This is a genomic window from Pseudomonas sp. H3_D04 (genome assembly GCF_054669175.1).
In genome coordinates this window covers 1,227,594-1,243,235 of the sequence record NZ_CP162801.1, presented here as the reverse complement: position 1 = coordinate 1,243,235, position 15,642 = coordinate 1,227,594, and the positions used below count along the sequence as shown (strand labels likewise).

Annotated in this window: 11 protein-coding genes; 10 read left to right on the top strand and 1 reads right to left on the bottom strand. The window is 56.6% G+C overall.

The window, feature by feature from the left end:
* The first annotated feature begins 72 nt into the window (after nt 1–72).
* The 4 genes from AB4N91_RS05970 to AB4N91_RS05955 all read left to right on the top strand — a co-directional run bounded on the left by AB4N91_RS05970 (nt 73) and on the right by AB4N91_RS05955 (nt 8,600).
* Nucleotides 73–702 (top strand): LysE family translocator, encoded by a 630-nt coding sequence (locus AB4N91_RS05970; protein ID WP_154912308.1) that lies wholly within the window; start codon nt 73–75, stop codon nt 700–702.
* A gap of 208 nt (nt 703–910) precedes the next feature.
* Entirely contained in the window at nt 911–4,510 is a 3,600-nt protein-coding gene (locus tag AB4N91_RS05965) for a calcium-binding protein (protein ID WP_460112182.1), read from the top strand.
* Between the two features lie 233 nt (nt 4,511–4,743).
* The gene (locus AB4N91_RS05960; protein ID WP_460112181.1) at nt 4,744–6,630 is read left to right on the top strand and encodes a hypothetical protein; all 1,887 of its coding nucleotides are present in this window, start codon (nt 4,744–4,746) and stop codon (nt 6,628–6,630) included.
* Nucleotides 6,631–6,740: 110 nt separating this feature from the next.
* Nucleotides 6,741–8,600 (top strand): hypothetical protein, encoded by a 1,860-nt coding sequence (locus AB4N91_RS05955; RefSeq protein WP_460112180.1) that lies wholly within the window; start codon nt 6,741–6,743, stop codon nt 8,598–8,600.
* Between the two features lie 156 nt (nt 8,601–8,756).
* Here the strand turns inward: AB4N91_RS05955 and uraH are convergent, their stop codons facing one another.
* Nucleotides 8,757–9,110, bottom strand: coding sequence for a hydroxyisourate hydrolase (uraH, locus tag AB4N91_RS05950; RefSeq protein ID WP_010456673.1), 354 nt, complete (start codon nt 9,108–9,110; stop codon nt 8,757–8,759).
* A gap of 418 nt (nt 9,111–9,528) precedes the next feature.
* Between uraH and puuE the strand changes: the two genes are divergently transcribed.
* From puuE to AB4N91_RS05920, 6 genes are all read left to right on the top strand, one after another.
* Entirely contained in the window at nt 9,529–10,455 is a 927-nt protein-coding gene (gene puuE / locus AB4N91_RS05945) for an allantoinase PuuE (RefSeq protein ID WP_008031461.1), read from the top strand.
* A complete protein-coding gene (gene uraD, locus AB4N91_RS05940) occupies nt 10,452–10,967 on the top strand; it encodes a 2-oxo-4-hydroxy-4-carboxy-5-ureidoimidazoline decarboxylase (protein WP_169856717.1) in 516 nt (171 codons plus the stop codon). The genes puuE and uraD overlap by 4 nt, the downstream gene beginning before the upstream one ends.
* 90 nt (nt 10,968–11,057) lie before the next feature.
* On the top strand, nt 11,058–12,053 hold the full coding sequence (alc, locus tag AB4N91_RS05935; protein ID WP_059404692.1) for an allantoicase: 996 nt from the start codon (nt 11,058–11,060) through the stop codon (nt 12,051–12,053).
* A gap of 116 nt (nt 12,054–12,169) precedes the next feature.
* Nucleotides 12,170–12,673: an ureidoglycolate lyase gene (locus tag AB4N91_RS05930; protein ID WP_010456681.1), complete on the top strand. Its 504-nt coding sequence runs from the start codon at nt 12,170–12,172 to the stop codon at nt 12,671–12,673.
* A gap of 50 nt (nt 12,674–12,723) precedes the next feature.
* Nucleotides 12,724–14,016 (top strand): urate hydroxylase PuuD, encoded by a 1,293-nt coding sequence (locus AB4N91_RS05925; RefSeq protein WP_010456683.1) that lies wholly within the window; start codon nt 12,724–12,726, stop codon nt 14,014–14,016.
* Nucleotides 14,017–14,187: 171 nt separating this feature from the next.
* The gene (locus AB4N91_RS05920) at nt 14,188–15,546 is read left to right on the top strand and encodes a nucleobase:cation symporter-2 family protein (RefSeq protein WP_010456685.1); all 1,359 of its coding nucleotides are present in this window, start codon (nt 14,188–14,190) and stop codon (nt 15,544–15,546) included.
* Nucleotides 15,547–15,642 lie beyond the last annotated feature (96 nt).

Sequence of the window (15,642 nt, the reverse complement as noted above, 5' to 3'; positions counted from 1 at the left end):
GCGTTACGGCGTCAGTGTTTCAAATCAGCCTCACCCCGTCGGGTGGGGCTTTTGCACAAATGGAGGAAAGTGATGAGTCTGGAAACCTGGCTGCTGTTCAGCGGCGCTGCGCTGGTGGTGATCCTGATCCCGGGGCCCCTGTCTTTGCTGATGATCAGCAACAGTCTGAATTACGGTTTGCGCCGCTCTTACCCGGCGTTCCTGGGGGGCGTTATTGCCTCGATCTGCCTGCTCAGTGCCTCGGCGCTGGGCCTGGGCGCCCTGTTGCTGGCATCGGAACAGTTGTTTAGCGCGCTGAAAATCGTTGGTGCGCTGTACCTGTTCTACCTCGCCTGGCAGAGCTGGCAGCAATCGCGCCAGCCATCGGTTGGCGCTGAAGTGCCCCAGGCTGCACCGGTGCCACGTTTTCGTGCCCTCTTCGGACGCGCATTCGTGTTGGGCGCGAGCAATCCGAAGGATATTTTGTTCTTTGCTGCTTTCCTGCCGCAGTTTCTGAGCGCCGAACAACCGTTCCTGCCGCAGTTGCTGATGATGATTGCGACCTGGACTGTGCTGGATCTGCTGTGCAAATTAGCTTATGGGCTGGGCGCTCATGGTGCGGCCAGGTATTTATGCAGTGGCAAAGGACAAAGTTGGTTTAACCGGGTGAGCGCAGGACTCTTCAGTGGAGCGGGCGCAGCCTCCTTACTAAGCAACCACTGATCGTATTGCCCTATTACTTGAACACTTGGTTTCATTAGATGTTATCAACGCCAACGCACTAAGAAGTGTTTGCCAAGGATGGCAACACTTCAACCCCGCCCCGCAACAAACCGCAACACGCGATATAAATATATATAGTTGTCTTTTCAGAACTCCCCCTACCATGGCGCTGCGATTTTGCACACGACGCCAGGAAAAGGAAGTTCCTATGGCAATGGTTTTCCAAACCCCCGATCCCGATCACTACAATGCCGTCGAAGTGACGGATATTGAACTGCAAGCCAATGAGTACTCCCCAACCACTATTGATTTCGATAAAGAAAGCATCGCCTCCGCCCCGCAACAAACAAATGCCAATAAAAGCCAGCTACGCGTTATTGATGAGCTGTTCGGCCCTATAAAAATAGGCACCCACTCGATTACCCGGTGTGCACTGGATGCACTGGGCGCGACATCAAATGGTCAGGGATTGAACGCTCAAAACACGTTCTTTCGACACCCCAAGCGGTCTTTTATCAACGCCTTGCAATTTGACCCTTTATTTATTGAAGCGCGTATGCGATTCACCGGCACCCGGGATGATTACGCACTGCCTTCCTTGCTGTTTGAAATGGCGTCGCAACGCCCATTAACGGCTCCGCCCCTGCTAAGAGAATTACCTGATCCCGCTGCCGATCCTGAACAGTACCGCCACAAACTGGACAAATTGCTGAACGCGGCGCAGAGGCTTGATATACGCCACGCGCACTTGTCCAAAACCACACCTCCCTGGGTGAATCGGGTCAAAAGTAGCAGCATGGTCAGCATGGGGACCGGGCTTCAGGCCTTCGGTATTTACAGCGGGCTGCGCGGCCTGCAAGACGCCATTGCAAGAAAAGATCATGGCGAAGTTGTATTCAACAGCCTCAGCACTTCAGCGGAAGTCACTTCATTAGCCGTCGAAGTGGCGGTCACCAAGCAAGCAAAATACATGATCGAAGCCGGGCAAAAAGCCTACAGGGATTTTGCCAAAACCAGCTTCGGCGTTCGACTGGGGCGTGGCGCGGGGCTGATCGCGAGCGCACTGACGTTGCCCTTCGATGTCATGTCCGCCGTCAAATCCTTTAATAGCGCAGCGGCAACCACAGGCAAAGAAGCCACGGATCACTATGTCGCTGCTGGCTTGAGTGTGACCAGCGCGGCCATGACGTTGATTCTGGGTGCCGCCGCACTGGCAGGTTTCTCCTTTATCGGCCCGGTGGGGCTGACGGCCGGACTTCTGCTGGTGGCAGGTTCTCAGGTCTATGCGGCGGTACGCGTTGTCGACGATATCGATGATTACATCGAACTCACTACCCATGAGCGCCTGCGCACGGGCTGGTTCGCCTTTTGGGGAATTCTCCCCGACGACGACATACAAACCCGCCACGCGATTGCAAAATCAACGGTTGAACATTCTAGATTGTTACAAGCGACCGCCCGAAAATTACTGGAAGGAAAATTAAAAGACAGTACAGAAGTCATTGTAAACGGCAAGTTCAAGGTCGAGCTAAAGCCGACACAGGTGCCTAGCTTCGATTGGGAGGCGCAACAGTACCTATATAAAACCATACAAAAACCGCACGTCATTGATAGTAACGACACGATTGATGCTCGGAACGGTGTGACTGACGACATGCCCGGCGCGGAGTTCGGAACGCCAGGAGAGAACAAAGGTGCGGTGTGGTTTATGGGTGGCGGCGACGACACCATCGTGGGTGTTGAAAAAAAGCCAAACAGATTCTATTACGGCGCAGGTATCAAGCATCTGACCGGGGGAGAGAAAGACGATGAATTCATCTTCGAAGGCGCCGCCGAACTTCTCAAAAACGGTCCAAAAGACCCTCTACCCACTCTTCTGAAAGGTGGTTTGGGCAGCGACACGCTAGTGGTTACCGGGAGCTATCCTGAGGGCAACCGCCAAAGATTCGGGTATTTCATCGATCTGAACGAAGGACGACTGTCCATCATCACCCGTGACCAGACCAATGAGGGCCGTTTCAACTATCGGCACACGCTTCTGGAGAGCATTGAGAACGTCGAAACCCTGGCCGGTGCGCAAAACAAGGTCATCGGTACGGGCGGCCCGAATGTCATCAAGTCGCGCGGTCGCGACACCATTGAGGCGGGCGCCGGGGATGACAAAATCTATCTCCTGAACAATGAAGGTACGGCCGCCGGAGGTCCCGGAAAGGATCACTACGCGGTGGCCCATAAACCCGGCAACGTATTCATTACTGAAGATGGCGTGGAAGAGAGCGTCATTGCACTTGACTGGAGAATGGACCTGATAAAGAGCTGGAAAATCGACAATCACGAACTGGTCATCACCTCAGGCTTTGATCTCGACGATCTTAAAGAGCGGGATGTCTACATCAAGGGCGTCTATAAAACAGCCAACGATCGACGGCAACTGCAGAACAGGAAACTGACTTTCGTTACAAAGGACGGGTTTCATTTGATGCCTGAACTTCCTGAAACCATAGAGGCTGCCGGTTCCCTCGAGATTAAAACAGTCGTTACTCAACAGGGAAAAACCCAGAACCCGGTCATCCTTTACAACCGTGAATACACGATCGCACACGACAAAAACACGAGTTATTTTGTTTCGCGACTCAATAAACATACGATCCTTACAGTAAAACAACGAAGCACAAACACGCTGGCAACCCTTTATCTGGAATATGCCAGCCATGAACTGACGCGGGTCGAGGCTTACTTCAAGGTAGACCTGATGCGCCAACGTGACTTTGATCGCATCATGTATAAAGAGTGTGGTGTGACCTTTCACTTTGACAGTCAGCAATTGACTATCAACAACCTGGCCAGCTCTATCTGGGGCGGCGACCAGAGAATCACAAGCCGACTGACGCGCCCCACCAACGTGTTGAACCAAGCTGTTCTTCTGATCATGAATGACGGTGTTTCTTATAGAGTCGATCCACCCTCCTTGCCCGATTCAGCTTTTTCCAACGATCAGTTCGAAATAAACGGTCCAATGGAGCGCACCCGCCAAGTGCCGCTGCCACTCGTGGCCAGAGATGGAGCGCCTGTTTTTTGTCAGCCCTTGGACAACGAGGCCCATCACCTGGGCAACCGGGAGAAGTGCGTCCAACTGGTCGCTTACCCTGAACAAACAACCATCGAACATCTGGAGGGTGACGGCTCGACGTACCTTGTCCACCTCAGCTCCGAAATGACGCTAGGCATTTCAACGCCAGGCGCTCGAGCGAACGCCCTACTCAAATCGCCATCGGCGTCTACCTGGGAATTCGATGCAACGAGCCTCGCCTACACCAGAATCAAACGGGTGGACGACTGTCTGCTGATCGGACATACCGTCATTCACCTTCCGCACTACGACGACCCACAAGATTTGATCGATCAGATACGGGTCATCACGCCAGACGGCGTTGTCTATAAAGTCGATCTGGATTTCGACGAAGTCTATATCGACTCACTGGATGGCCGGTATTTCAAAGGCGATGTTCTGAACGAGGGCGCCCTATTGGCAGAACTGAGAGCCTTGGAAATGGAGGACCTAGCCGTTCGAAACATAGCCCTGAGAGACGGTACTGTCGGCAGTCTGTCTTACAACCTGTCGGACCGTCGTTGGATACTTGATACAGACACGTCCCGCACTGTCCTTTATGTCGACCTGGTGCCTTTACACCGGTGCGCCCACCAACTCGAACACTGTTATGAGTTGATGGAGTTTGGCACTCGTTCCACCCCTCCGGTAAGCGCCGCCGATCTGCGGATACTTTTAGACACCTGCAAACTTCTATAGCGCCTACGCAAGACTTCAAACCTCAGGATAGGCAGACGTCTTTTGTAGCAAATACCGCCACACCCTATACATATCTATCGCCTCTCGACGGCTGATCCAATCAAAACTAACCACCGTGTTTTCCAGGGCCGTGCTTCTTCACGAGCCCTGCTTTTCACCCAACTAATTTTTCGTCTGTATCAGCGGCCAGTCCTGATTCAGACCTTCACCAGATTATTATCGGATCTACGGCCATGGCTAAACCACCCAAGAAAATTCCAAACCCTAATACGCCTGGCACTTCATCATCCTCCACCAGACTCTCTTCTGAGGATGACGTGCCCAGGGTCGGCCCGTCCGGCCGTAATGACACGCCCGTGCAGGGAGAACTCGCTCCCCCTGTCCCTGCCTCAAATACGTTGCCAGGCGACACTTCCCAGCAACAGCCCGTGGTTGTCACCCACATGCCTGCTCGCACTCCTCACCCCTTTTTGCAACCGGAGAATAGGGTGTCCTGGCCTCTTGAGCAGGTTGATCAACTGATACGCATCGGTGACACCGGGCTCTTCATGAGCAAAGAGCAAAGGTTATATGCCCACATTGAATACGCAGGCATTGGCAGAGTGGAACCGAACGCCAACGGAGACTACCAAGTCTATTTCCCTTTCGCCCCTGACCATGCCGGACCGGTGCTGAAGAAGGTTGAAGGCAAGCCGCTGTGGTCCATTTTTCCGTCAACTCCAGGCGAACAAAAAGGGGGTTCGCGCGTGACCGCTTCGACCTTCGCGGCCCCCGTCCATCTGATCAACAATCCACTGGTGATCAGAAAACTACCCGCCGCTGACAGGCTTGGAATTCGTTGGCACAACCTGAGAAGTTATGTCGAGTTGCTCGACGAAGGCATTGTTCAAGTCGTCAGAAACGCGAATGGCGATTATCAGGCGACCTTCGGCCAGGAATGGACACCTTCCGGCCCCGTACTCGAGAGGGTTGGACTGACACGATTCTGGCGACGTAAAGCTCCGACGCAAACCACTGATCAACTGACGGCTCGTCAACCGTCCTCCACCGTCGAAGAAGCCGGTCCGAGCAAGCGCCAGCGCCTTGAGGAACATGAACAGCAGCCAGGCCCCCGTGGACCCGAGCAACAGGATATTCCTCTCTACCCCGCCCACCCGACCAATGAAAATCCCTACCTGTGGGCATCTTGGGGAAAGGTCAACAAGCCGCATTCAACGGAATCCATACAGATCGGTGAACTGCATTATGAAACGGTACCCAAGGTCAAAAACGTACCAAAAGTCTTGAATTACCTCCAGCATCCCCAATTCCAGCCTTCTCGTTTCGACTTGTTTGAACAGATGTTGCACGCGAAACCCTGGTTGCAGCCCGTACCGGTAGTCCTGAACAGCGATGGCAAGTGGATTGTGAATAGCACCCGCCGATTGTTTGAAAAACCGATGACAGAGTCTGTTTCAACTACCTTCCCGGACTTTTCACCGGTCACCTCGCGCGCTGTCGCAAAGCGACTATTCGAATATTCGGGGGGATCCGAGGTAATCGCCCGCGACGGCTTGTACACCACCATATTGACGCTGGATCACTGGAAGGAACGGGCGGGCATCTTTGATGCAAAGTTCGAAAATCCGATTGATTTATTGCCTGTCGCTTCACGCATGGATGATGAGGGGACAATCATTTCCATGGTGCCTCCGGAATTTGGCGAACCCTTGCGCAGGCTGGACTTCCTCCCCAGGCATTTCCAGATGGAATGGGACAGCTTTGTCGCGGATCGCTCTGACTACAACCTCAAACGGTTAGTCAGCACCGCATTGATCCGCAACGGGTATGACGTGTTTCCTTTATTGAATGAACATCGCAATCCCAAGTTGATTTTCAAACGCGAGGGTCATGACAAGGTTTACTTCCTGAAACTCGGTATCGTCGAGAAAAATGCGATTGGACTAAAACCGTCTCTTGCGCCCGAACTTGCCCACCAGGCGTTAGCTTCACAGGTGGGGAATGAAGCCCGGCAAGCGCTCATTACCGCCGACCAACAAAACAACATTGTCTGGTTATTAGGCGGCGTTCAAACAACGCCGTCTGGATGGCAGTCTGTTTTTATTATCAGAGAGCGCTGATACCGCGTTTCTTCAGTGATAGCCGCACATCATTAAACGCCCCTTATCGGGCCTCAGATACTTATTGTTTAAACATTACCCACTTATATAAACATTCAGGAATACGACCGATGGCCAAACCACCAAAAAGAGTTTCAACTTCCAATACACCTGATACCTCGACAACACTTCCAAGGTCTTCGTCAGAAGACAGCCGGGTACGAGGCGGCCATCAGGCCGCAACGGTTGGCACATCGCGGGGAGACGCCAATCCCGTTTCAGACGCCAATGTGCCAGGTTCATCGCAAAGTACCTTGCCTCGTCAGCCTGTCGTCGTTAGCGACATGTCGGCTAACCCTACAAGCGATGCCGAGATGGCTACCCGCATGATTTCCTGGCCTCGGAACAAGGTCGACGAACTATTCAGCATCGCCGACACCGGGCTTTTCATGAGCCGCCAGCAGCAGCTTTACGCCGATATTGGAGAGGAAGGCATTTTTCTGATCAGGGCAAACGCGAGAGGCGACTACCAGGTGCCTCTTCCGTTTGCCCCGGGCCAACCCGGGCCGATCCTCACGAAGGTGCCTGGCCAGGCGCAGTGGAAAATCACTCGCGAGGGCATGGTCCTTCCCATCGCAAGCGTTCCCGTGAGGCAGGAAACGCTGGAGATCATTCCTCGGCATCTGGCCGACAAACTGACGTCACCCGATGCCAACGGTCTTCGTTACGACAAGCTGAAGAGAACCTATGTCGACGTGACGGAAGAAGGCACGGTCATGGTCCGCAAAAATACGGACGGCCACTATCAGGCCTCCTCGACGAGCGAATTGATCCCTTCGGGCCCGTTACTCGAAAACATTGAAGGGATGACACTTTGGCAACGCAAGGCAACCAACACACCGGCCTCAGACGCTGAAGATTCAGGACCCACCCCAGGCAAGCGCCCTCGTCTGGACGAACAGGTCGAGGCGGCCAACCCCGTGGCCGATAACAACCCTCCTGCTGCCACCCTGAATGACAACCCGTATTTATGGGCCTCCTGGGGGAAAATAACCAAGCCTGATTCGGTGGAATCCATCATGATCGGCCAACTCCATTATCCGATCGTGCCAAAGGGGCCAATGGCCGATCAGCTCCCCCTCGTGTTCATTCAACACCCGGAATTTGCGCCCTCACGCTTCGAGGCCTTCGAGCGCATGTTGCAAGAGGCACCTTCGTTGCAACCCGTTGCCACCAGCCACCACGCCGCAACAAATACCCGGAAAGTCGACGGCGCTGCTCGGCTCTTTGAGAAAACACTGACGCAACAGGTCGCGGATGTTTACAAGGGTTTCACCGAGCCGACATCCCGCGCCGTCGCCAAGCGACTATTTGAGCTATCCAACGAGTCGGCGGAGTTCAACGGCAGCGGTTTGGCCCGAATGAAGCAAACCTTTCGCTACTGGGAGGGCAAATCGAACCTGGGCGTGCCACGGCTCGGCGACCCATTGGACATGTTGCCTGTTGCGTCCAGTAATGATGGCGCCAGACGCATCGTCGAATTACACGCTCCGGATTCCGTGACGCCTTTACAGCAGTTGAACTTCAACCCCGAGAGCACTCATGCCTGGCAGTTCTACACCGAGTTGCCCAACGCGCCGGGGCGACTTTCGTTGTTGCTCGCGTCGATACTGGGCCACAGCGGTTACAAGGTCTTCCTTCCCGCAAACGTAGAGAATGTTCAGCTCACGCCTCCAACGCTGGTATTTAAAAGGCCCAATCACGACAAGGTGTACTTTTTGAAAGTGGGACGTGTGGAGACCGATGCGATTGAAATTCTGCCGCCGTCCATGGCAGAGCTTGACGACCCTCATCTGAAGACGCGAATCGGCGACGAAGCGCACCAGTCACTGGTTACCGCCGATGCGAAGGGTGATGTGGTATGGCTGATGGGCGGCGTCCAGCACCTGCTCGCTGGAAGCCCTTCGGTGTTCATCATCAAGGAACGCTGATAGCGAAACGTGCGCACCTCGCCGTCCATCAGCGGGGTGCAACCCAAGGTATCCGTGCCAAACACAAGACAAAAAAAAGCCCGCAGTGTGAGCGGGCGAAAGACCAAAGAAGCTATATGCGCAGTCGCTTCCAGGTTGAGGCAGCTGCTTGGGGGATCAGCTGCCGCGGTACGTGGAATAGCTGTAAGGCGAAATCAGCAATGGCACATGGTAGTGATCCTGTTCCGCAGAGATGCCGAACCGCAGCACCACCACGTCCAGGAACGCCGGTTCCGGCAACTGAACACCACGGGCGCGGTAGTAATCGCCCGCATGAAACTGAACCTGATAGACCCCGGAACGGTAGTCATCGCCTTGCAGCAACGGTGCGTCGACACGGCCGTCGCTGTTGGTGATCGCGCTGGCGACCAATTCCAGCTGCGAGCCTTCAACGCGGTACAACTCGACCTTGATCGAGCTGCCCGGGCAACCGTGTGCAGCGTCCAAAACGTGTGTAGTCAAACGTCCCATTGATTCTGCGCGCCTGCCTGCATGGAGCAGTCAGACCTCGCGCCTCCCGAAGTCAGTTGAAAGGAGACCGCACCGGTTCGGAGCACGAAACGCTGCGGCGAGCGACTGATTAAGACACTTTTCAAAAAAATTGTACACAATAAAAACGACATTTTTCCAACCAGTGCCGCCATCCAGGATTTCATAACAAATCTGACGCCAAACCATGCGCTAAAAGGTCCTTCCATCCATTAGCTGACCATTCGGGCAGGTTTCTTGCAATAACATGCAAAGATGACAGCTCATCAAAAATGCAAAAAATCAGGCTTACAAAGTGAACATAAAGTTGTATACAATCAGCCCATCGCTGTGACGCCAGCCTGTCATCTCACCGCCAGGCCGCCACACAACCTGTCAACGAACAAGAAGGAAGACTGCAGTGAGCGCTGACTACCCACGCGACCTGATCGGTTACGGCAGTAACCCTCCTCACCCACACTGGCCCGGCAATGCCCGCATCGCCCTGTCGTTCGTGCTCAATTACGAGGAAGGTGGCGAGCGCAATATCCTGCACGGCGATAAAGAATCCGAAGCCTTCCTCTCGGAAATGGTCTCGGCGCAGCCGCTGCAAGGCGCGCGCAACATGAGCATGGAATCCCTTTACGAGTATGGCAGCCGCGCCGGCGTCTGGCGGATTCTGAAACTGTTCAAGGAATTCGACATTCCGCTGACCATCTTCGCCGTGGCCATGGCCGCCCAGCGTCACCCGGACGTGATTCGCGCGATGGTCGATGCCGGCCACGAGATCTGCAGCCACGGCTACCGCTGGATCGACTATCAGTACATGGATGAGGCGCAGGAACGCGAGCACATGCTCGAAGCGATCCGCGTCCTCACCGAAATCACTGGCGAACGCCCGCTGGGCTGGTACACCGGCCGCACCGGCCCGAACACCCGTCGCCTGGTGATGGAAGAAGGCGGTTTCCTCTACGACTGCGACACCTACGACGACGACCTGCCCTACTGGGAACCGAACAACCCGACCGGCAAGCCGCACCTGGTGATTCCGTACACCCTGGACACCAACGACATGCGTTTCACCCAGGTCCAGGGTTTCAACAAGGGCGACGATTTCTTTGAATACCTCAAAGACGCGTTCGACGTGCTGTATGCCGAAGGCGCCGAAGCACCGAAGATGCTGTCGATCGGCCTGCACTGCCGCCTGATCGGCCGTCCGGCGCGCCTGGCCTCGCTCAAGCGCTTTATCGAATACGCTAAAAGTCATGAACAGGTGTGGTTCAGCCGTCGCGTCGACATCGCTCGCCACTGGCACGAAACCCACCCGTACCAAGGGGCTGCCCAATGAGCACCTTCCAGACCGTCAAACCTTCGAGCCTGAGCCGCGACGCGTTTGTCGCCGCGTTCGCCGATATCTACGAACATTCGCCATGGGTGGCCGAGAAGGCCTTTGACCTGGGGCAGGACGCCTCGATCGATGAGATCGAAACCCTGCACCAGCGCATGAGCGACATCCTGTTGAGCGCCGATCATCAAAGCCAACTGGCCCTGATCAACACTCACCCGGACCTGGCCGGCAAAGCCGCTGTCCAGGGCCAGCTTACCGCGGCCAGTACTGAAGAACAGTCGGGCGCGGGGATTCACCAATGCACGGCCGAAGAGTTTCAACGCTTCACCGAGCTGAATGACGCCTACAAGGCCAAGTTCAAGTTTCCCTTCATCATGGCGGTAAAAGGCAGCAACCGGCATCAGATCCTCGCGGCGTTCGAAACGCGCATTCACAATTCGGCGGATACCGAATTCAAATGCGCGCTGGCGGAGATTAACAAGATCGCCCTGTTCCGTTTACTGACTCTCTAGCAAGCTTGGCCCGAGAAACCTCTAGAACGCTTGCGTTTCCCAGGGCCCTGCAAGCATCCCAAGCCAACTTATTAAAGGCAGACAAGAAGAATGAAAGCTTACGCCGTACCTTTCGAGAAGTTCGTCAACCTGGCCGACGCCCGCCTGGGCACCAAAATCATCTCGGTCACCGATGACTGGTTCGCAGACGCCAACCGTCTGTTCCAACCGACCCCGGCCGTATGGAAGGAGGGCGTGTTCGATGACAACGGCAAGTGGATGGACGGCTGGGAGTCGCGCCGCAAGCGCTTTGAAGGCTACGACAGCGCCGTCATCCGCCTGGGCGTTCCGGGATCGATTAAAGGCGTGGACATCGACACTTCATTCTTCACCGGCAACTTCCCGCCGTCGGCCTCCCTGGAAGCCTGCTTCCTGGCCTCGGGCGAGCCGGACGACAACACCCAGTGGACTGAAGTGCTGTCCGCCGTCGAGCTGCAAGGCAACAGCCACCATTACCACGAAATCAGCAATGACCAGGCCTTCAGCCACTTGCGTTTCAACATCTACCCGGATGGTGGCGTGGCCCGTCTGCGTGTCTACGGTATTCCGTTCCGCGACTGGTCCGCTGTCGGCGACAACGAACAGGTTGACCTGGCAGCAGCCCTCAACGGTGGCCGCGCCCTCGCCTGCTCCGACGAACACTTCGGCCGCATGAGCAACATCCTCAACCCGGGCCGTGGCATCAACATGGGCGACGGCTGGGAAACTGCACGTCGTCGCACGCCGGGTAACGACTGGGTCATCGTCGCGCTGGGTCATGCCGGCGAGATCGAAAAAGTCATCGTCGACACCCTGCACTTCAAGGGCAACTACCCGGACACGTGCTCGATCCAGGGCGCGTTCGTGAAGGGCGGCACCGACAGCCAGATCGAAACCCAATCGCTGTTCTGGCGTGAACTGCTGCCGGCGCAGAAACTGGAAATGCACGCCGAACACACCTTCGCCGAACAGATCAAGGCCCTGGGCCCGATCACCCACATCCGCCTGAACGTGTTCCCGGATGGGGGCGTGAGCCGCCTGCGGGTATTGGGCAAGGTCGCTAAATAAGCGGCGCGCCCTTCGCGGGCAAGCCTCGCGCCTACGGGCATCACCGACCGTAGGAGCGAGGCTTGCCCGCGAAGACGCCAGAACAAACAACATTGAATTCGGAAAAGAAGACCAGCATGCGCACATTGACGATTGAACCGCTGACCAAAGAAGCCTTCGCCCCTTTCGGTGACGTGATCGAAACCGACGGCAGCGATCACTTCATGATCAACAACGGTTCGACCATGCGCTTTCACAAACTGGCGACGGTGCAAACCGCCACGCCAGAGGACAACGCGATCATCAGCATTTTCCGCGCCGACGCGCAGGACATGCCGCTGACCGTCAGCATGCTGGAGCGTCACCCGCTGGGCAGTCAGGCGTTCATTCCGCTGCTCGGCAACCCCTTTCTGATCGTGGTCGCGCCACTTGGCGATGAACCTGTATCAGGCTTGGTCCGCGCCTTCGTCACCAACGGCAGGCAGGGCATTAATTACCATCGCGGCGTTTGGCACCATCCGGTGCTGACGATCGAAAAGCGGGATGACTTCCTGGTGGTTGATCGCAGTGGCACAGGCAATAACTGCGATGAGCATTTTTTCAAAGAGGATGAGCGTTTGATCCTTGCCCCCCACCAATAAGAGAAGGTCTGATCACTCGACAACAGAGTGACAGGCGAGAGGTAAAGACTGTGGAAGCACATCTGTTGGAATGGCTGAACCTGAGCGTGCGCTGGGTTCACATGATTACTGGCGTGGCCTGGATCGGTGCGTCGTTCTATTTCGTCTGGCTGGAAAACAACCTCAATCGGGTCAACCCGAAAAGTGGTCTGGCGGGCGATCTGTGGGCGATCCACGGCGGCGGTATCTACCACCTGGAAAAATACAAACTGGCCCCGCCGACCATGCCGGACAACCTGCACTGGTTCAAATGGGAAGCCTACTTCACCTGGTTGTCGGGGATCGCGCTGCTGTGCGTGGTGTTCTACTCCAACCCGACGCTGTACCTGCTGGCACCGGGCAGCAGCCTGACCGGCCCTGAAGGGGTCGCACTGGGAATCGCCTCGTTGTTCGTCGGCTGGTTCATCTACTCCTTCCTCTGCGACTCGGCCCTGGGCAAACGCCCTGCCCTGCTAGGCTTCATCCTGTTCGTGCTGATCATTGGCGCCGCTTACGGCTTCAGCAAAGTGTTCAGCGGTCGTGGTGCGTACCTGCACGTCGGCGCGATCATCGGCACCATCATGGTCGGCAACGTGTTCCGCATCATCATGCCGGCGCAACGAGCATTGGTGGCGGCGATTGCCGAAAACCGCACGCCGGACCCGGCACTGCCGGCCAAAGGCTTGCTGCGTTCGCGTCACAACAACTACTTCACCTTGCCGGTGCTGTTCATCATGATCAGCAACCACTTCCCGAGCACCTACGGCAGCCAATACAACTGGCTGATCCTGGCCGGGATCGCAGTGCTGGCGGTGTTGGTGCGTCACTACTTCAACACCCGTCATGACAGCCACAAGTTTGCCTGGACTCTGCCTGTCGCGGCTGTTGGCATGATCTGCCTGGCTTACGTTACCGGCCCGGCGCAAATGCCGAGCGCACCTGAAGTGGCCAAGGCGCCTGGCACCATCGAGTACCAGCCGCTGCCGGAAACCGCCATCGGTGGTGGTGCCAAACCTGCCGCTGCGAAGCCTGCTGAAGCACCGGTCCAGGCGTCCAACGCCGGCCCGAGTTTCGACAAGGTGCACAGCGTGATCCAGGAACGTTGCTCGGTGTGCCATTCGGCCAAACCGACCAGCCCATTGTTCAGCGCGGCTCCGGCCGGTGTGATGTTCGACACCCCCGAGCAGATCCGCCAGAACGCAGCGCGCATCCAGGCTCAGGCCGTTACCAGCCAGATCATGCCACTGGGCAACATCACCCAGATGACCCAGCAGGAACGTGACCTGATCGGGGCGTGGATTGTTCAGGGCGCTCCGACCAACTAACCGTTGAAAAGCTTCGCGGGCAAGTCGGATCGCCACACCGCTCGCTCCTACGGATATGCAGTGTCCCTGTAGGAGCGAGCGGTGCGGCGATCCGACTTGCCCGCGAATGGCCGCGCCGCGGTCAATCCTGATGCACAAAATCACAAGAATAAAAAAGATCCGAGGTGTTGCATGTCCGAGCTATCCGAAGCACGCATCCCCGACGCACCCGCAATTCAGCGTTTGCCCCTTTTGCAACTGATCCTGGTCGGCCTGCAACACGTTCTGCTGATGTACGGCGGCGCCATCGCGGTGCCGCTGATCATCGGGCAGGCCGCCGGCCTGAGTCGTGAAGAAATCGCCTTCCTGATCAACGCCGACCTGCTGGTGGCCGGGATCGCGACCATCGTGCAATCGCTGGGCATCGGCCCGATGGGCATCCGTATGCCGGTGATGATGGGCGCCAGTTTCGCCGCCGTCGGCAGCATGGTCGCCATGGCCGGCATGCCCGGGATCGGCCTGCAAGGAATCTTCGGTGCAACCATCGCCGCCGGTTTCTTCGGCATGATCATCGCGCCGTTCATGTCCAAAGTCGTGCGCTTCTTCCCGCCGCTGGTGACCGGCACGGTCATCACCTCGATCGGTTTGTCGCTGTTCCCCGTGGCCGTCAATTGGGCGGGCGGCGGTGCCGGCGCCACTCAATTCGGCTCACCGATTTACCTGGCCATTGCCGCGCTGGTGCTGGCCACCATTCTGCTGGTCCACCGCTTCATGCGCGGGTTCTGGGTCAACATTTCCGTGTTGATCGGCATGTGCCTGGGCTACGTAATCTGCGGGCTGATCGGCATGGTCGACCTCAGCGGCATGGCGGATGCGCCCTGGGTGCAGATTGTCACCCCGCTGCACTTCGGCATGCCCACGTTTGAACTCGCACCCATCCTGTCCATGTGCCTGGTGGTGGTGATCATCTTCGTCGAGTCCACCGGGATGTTCCTCGCGCTGGGCAAAATCACCGGCCAGGAAGTCTGCCCACGGATGCTGCGCCGCGGCTTGCTGTGTGATGCCGGCGCCTCGTTCTTCGCCGGTTTCTTCAACACCTTCACCCACTCTTCGTTCGCGCAAAACATCGGCCTGGTGCAGATGACCGGCGTGCGTTGCCGCTCGGTGACCATCGTTGCCGGCGGTTTGCTGGTGGTATTGAGCCTGTTGCCGAAAGCGGCGTTTCTGGTGGCCTCGATTCCACCGGCGGTACTGGGCGGCGCAGCGATTGCGATGTTCGGCATGGTGGCCGCCACCGGGATCAAGATTCTTCAGGAAGCCGACATCGGTGACCGTCGCAACCAGTTGCTGGTGGCGGTGAGCATCGGCATGGGACTGATTCCCGTGGTGCGTCCGGAGTTCTTCGCGCACTTGCCGTTGTGGATGAGTCCGATCACCCACAGCGGCATTGCGATGGCGACGTTGAGTGCGCTGTCGCTGAACCTGCTGTTCAACATTCTTGGCGGCAAAGAACGCGCCGCGATCAACGACTGTCACGCCCACTCGCATTAAGTCAGCAACGCACGAACCCTTTAGGAGCCGGTTTGCTGGCGAAGGCGGCGTGTCAGACGACATCAAAATTGGATGTTCTGACCTCATCGCCAGCAA

Coding starts and splice junctions, on each gene's coding strand:
- AB4N91_RS05930 (WP_010456681.1), top strand. CDS start 12,170: ATGCGCACATTGACGATTGAACCGCTGACCAAAGAAGCCTTCGCCCCT.
- AB4N91_RS05965 (WP_460112182.1), top strand. CDS start 911: ATGGCAATGGTTTTCCAAACCCCCGATCCCGATCACTACAATGCCGTC.
- AB4N91_RS05920 (WP_010456685.1), top strand. CDS start 14,188: ATGTCCGAGCTATCCGAAGCACGCATCCCCGACGCACCCGCAATTCAG.
- AB4N91_RS05955 (WP_460112180.1), top strand. CDS start 6,741: ATGGCCAAACCACCAAAAAGAGTTTCAACTTCCAATACACCTGATACC.
- alc (WP_059404692.1), top strand. CDS start 11,058: ATGAAAGCTTACGCCGTACCTTTCGAGAAGTTCGTCAACCTGGCCGAC.
- uraH (WP_010456673.1), bottom strand. CDS start 9,110: ATGGGACGTTTGACTACACACGTTTTGGACGCTGCACACGGTTGCCCG.
- AB4N91_RS05970 (WP_154912308.1), top strand. CDS start 73: ATGAGTCTGGAAACCTGGCTGCTGTTCAGCGGCGCTGCGCTGGTGGTG.
- uraD (WP_169856717.1), top strand. CDS start 10,452: ATGAGCACCTTCCAGACCGTCAAACCTTCGAGCCTGAGCCGCGACGCG.
- AB4N91_RS05960 (WP_460112181.1), top strand. CDS start 4,744: ATGGCTAAACCACCCAAGAAAATTCCAAACCCTAATACGCCTGGCACT.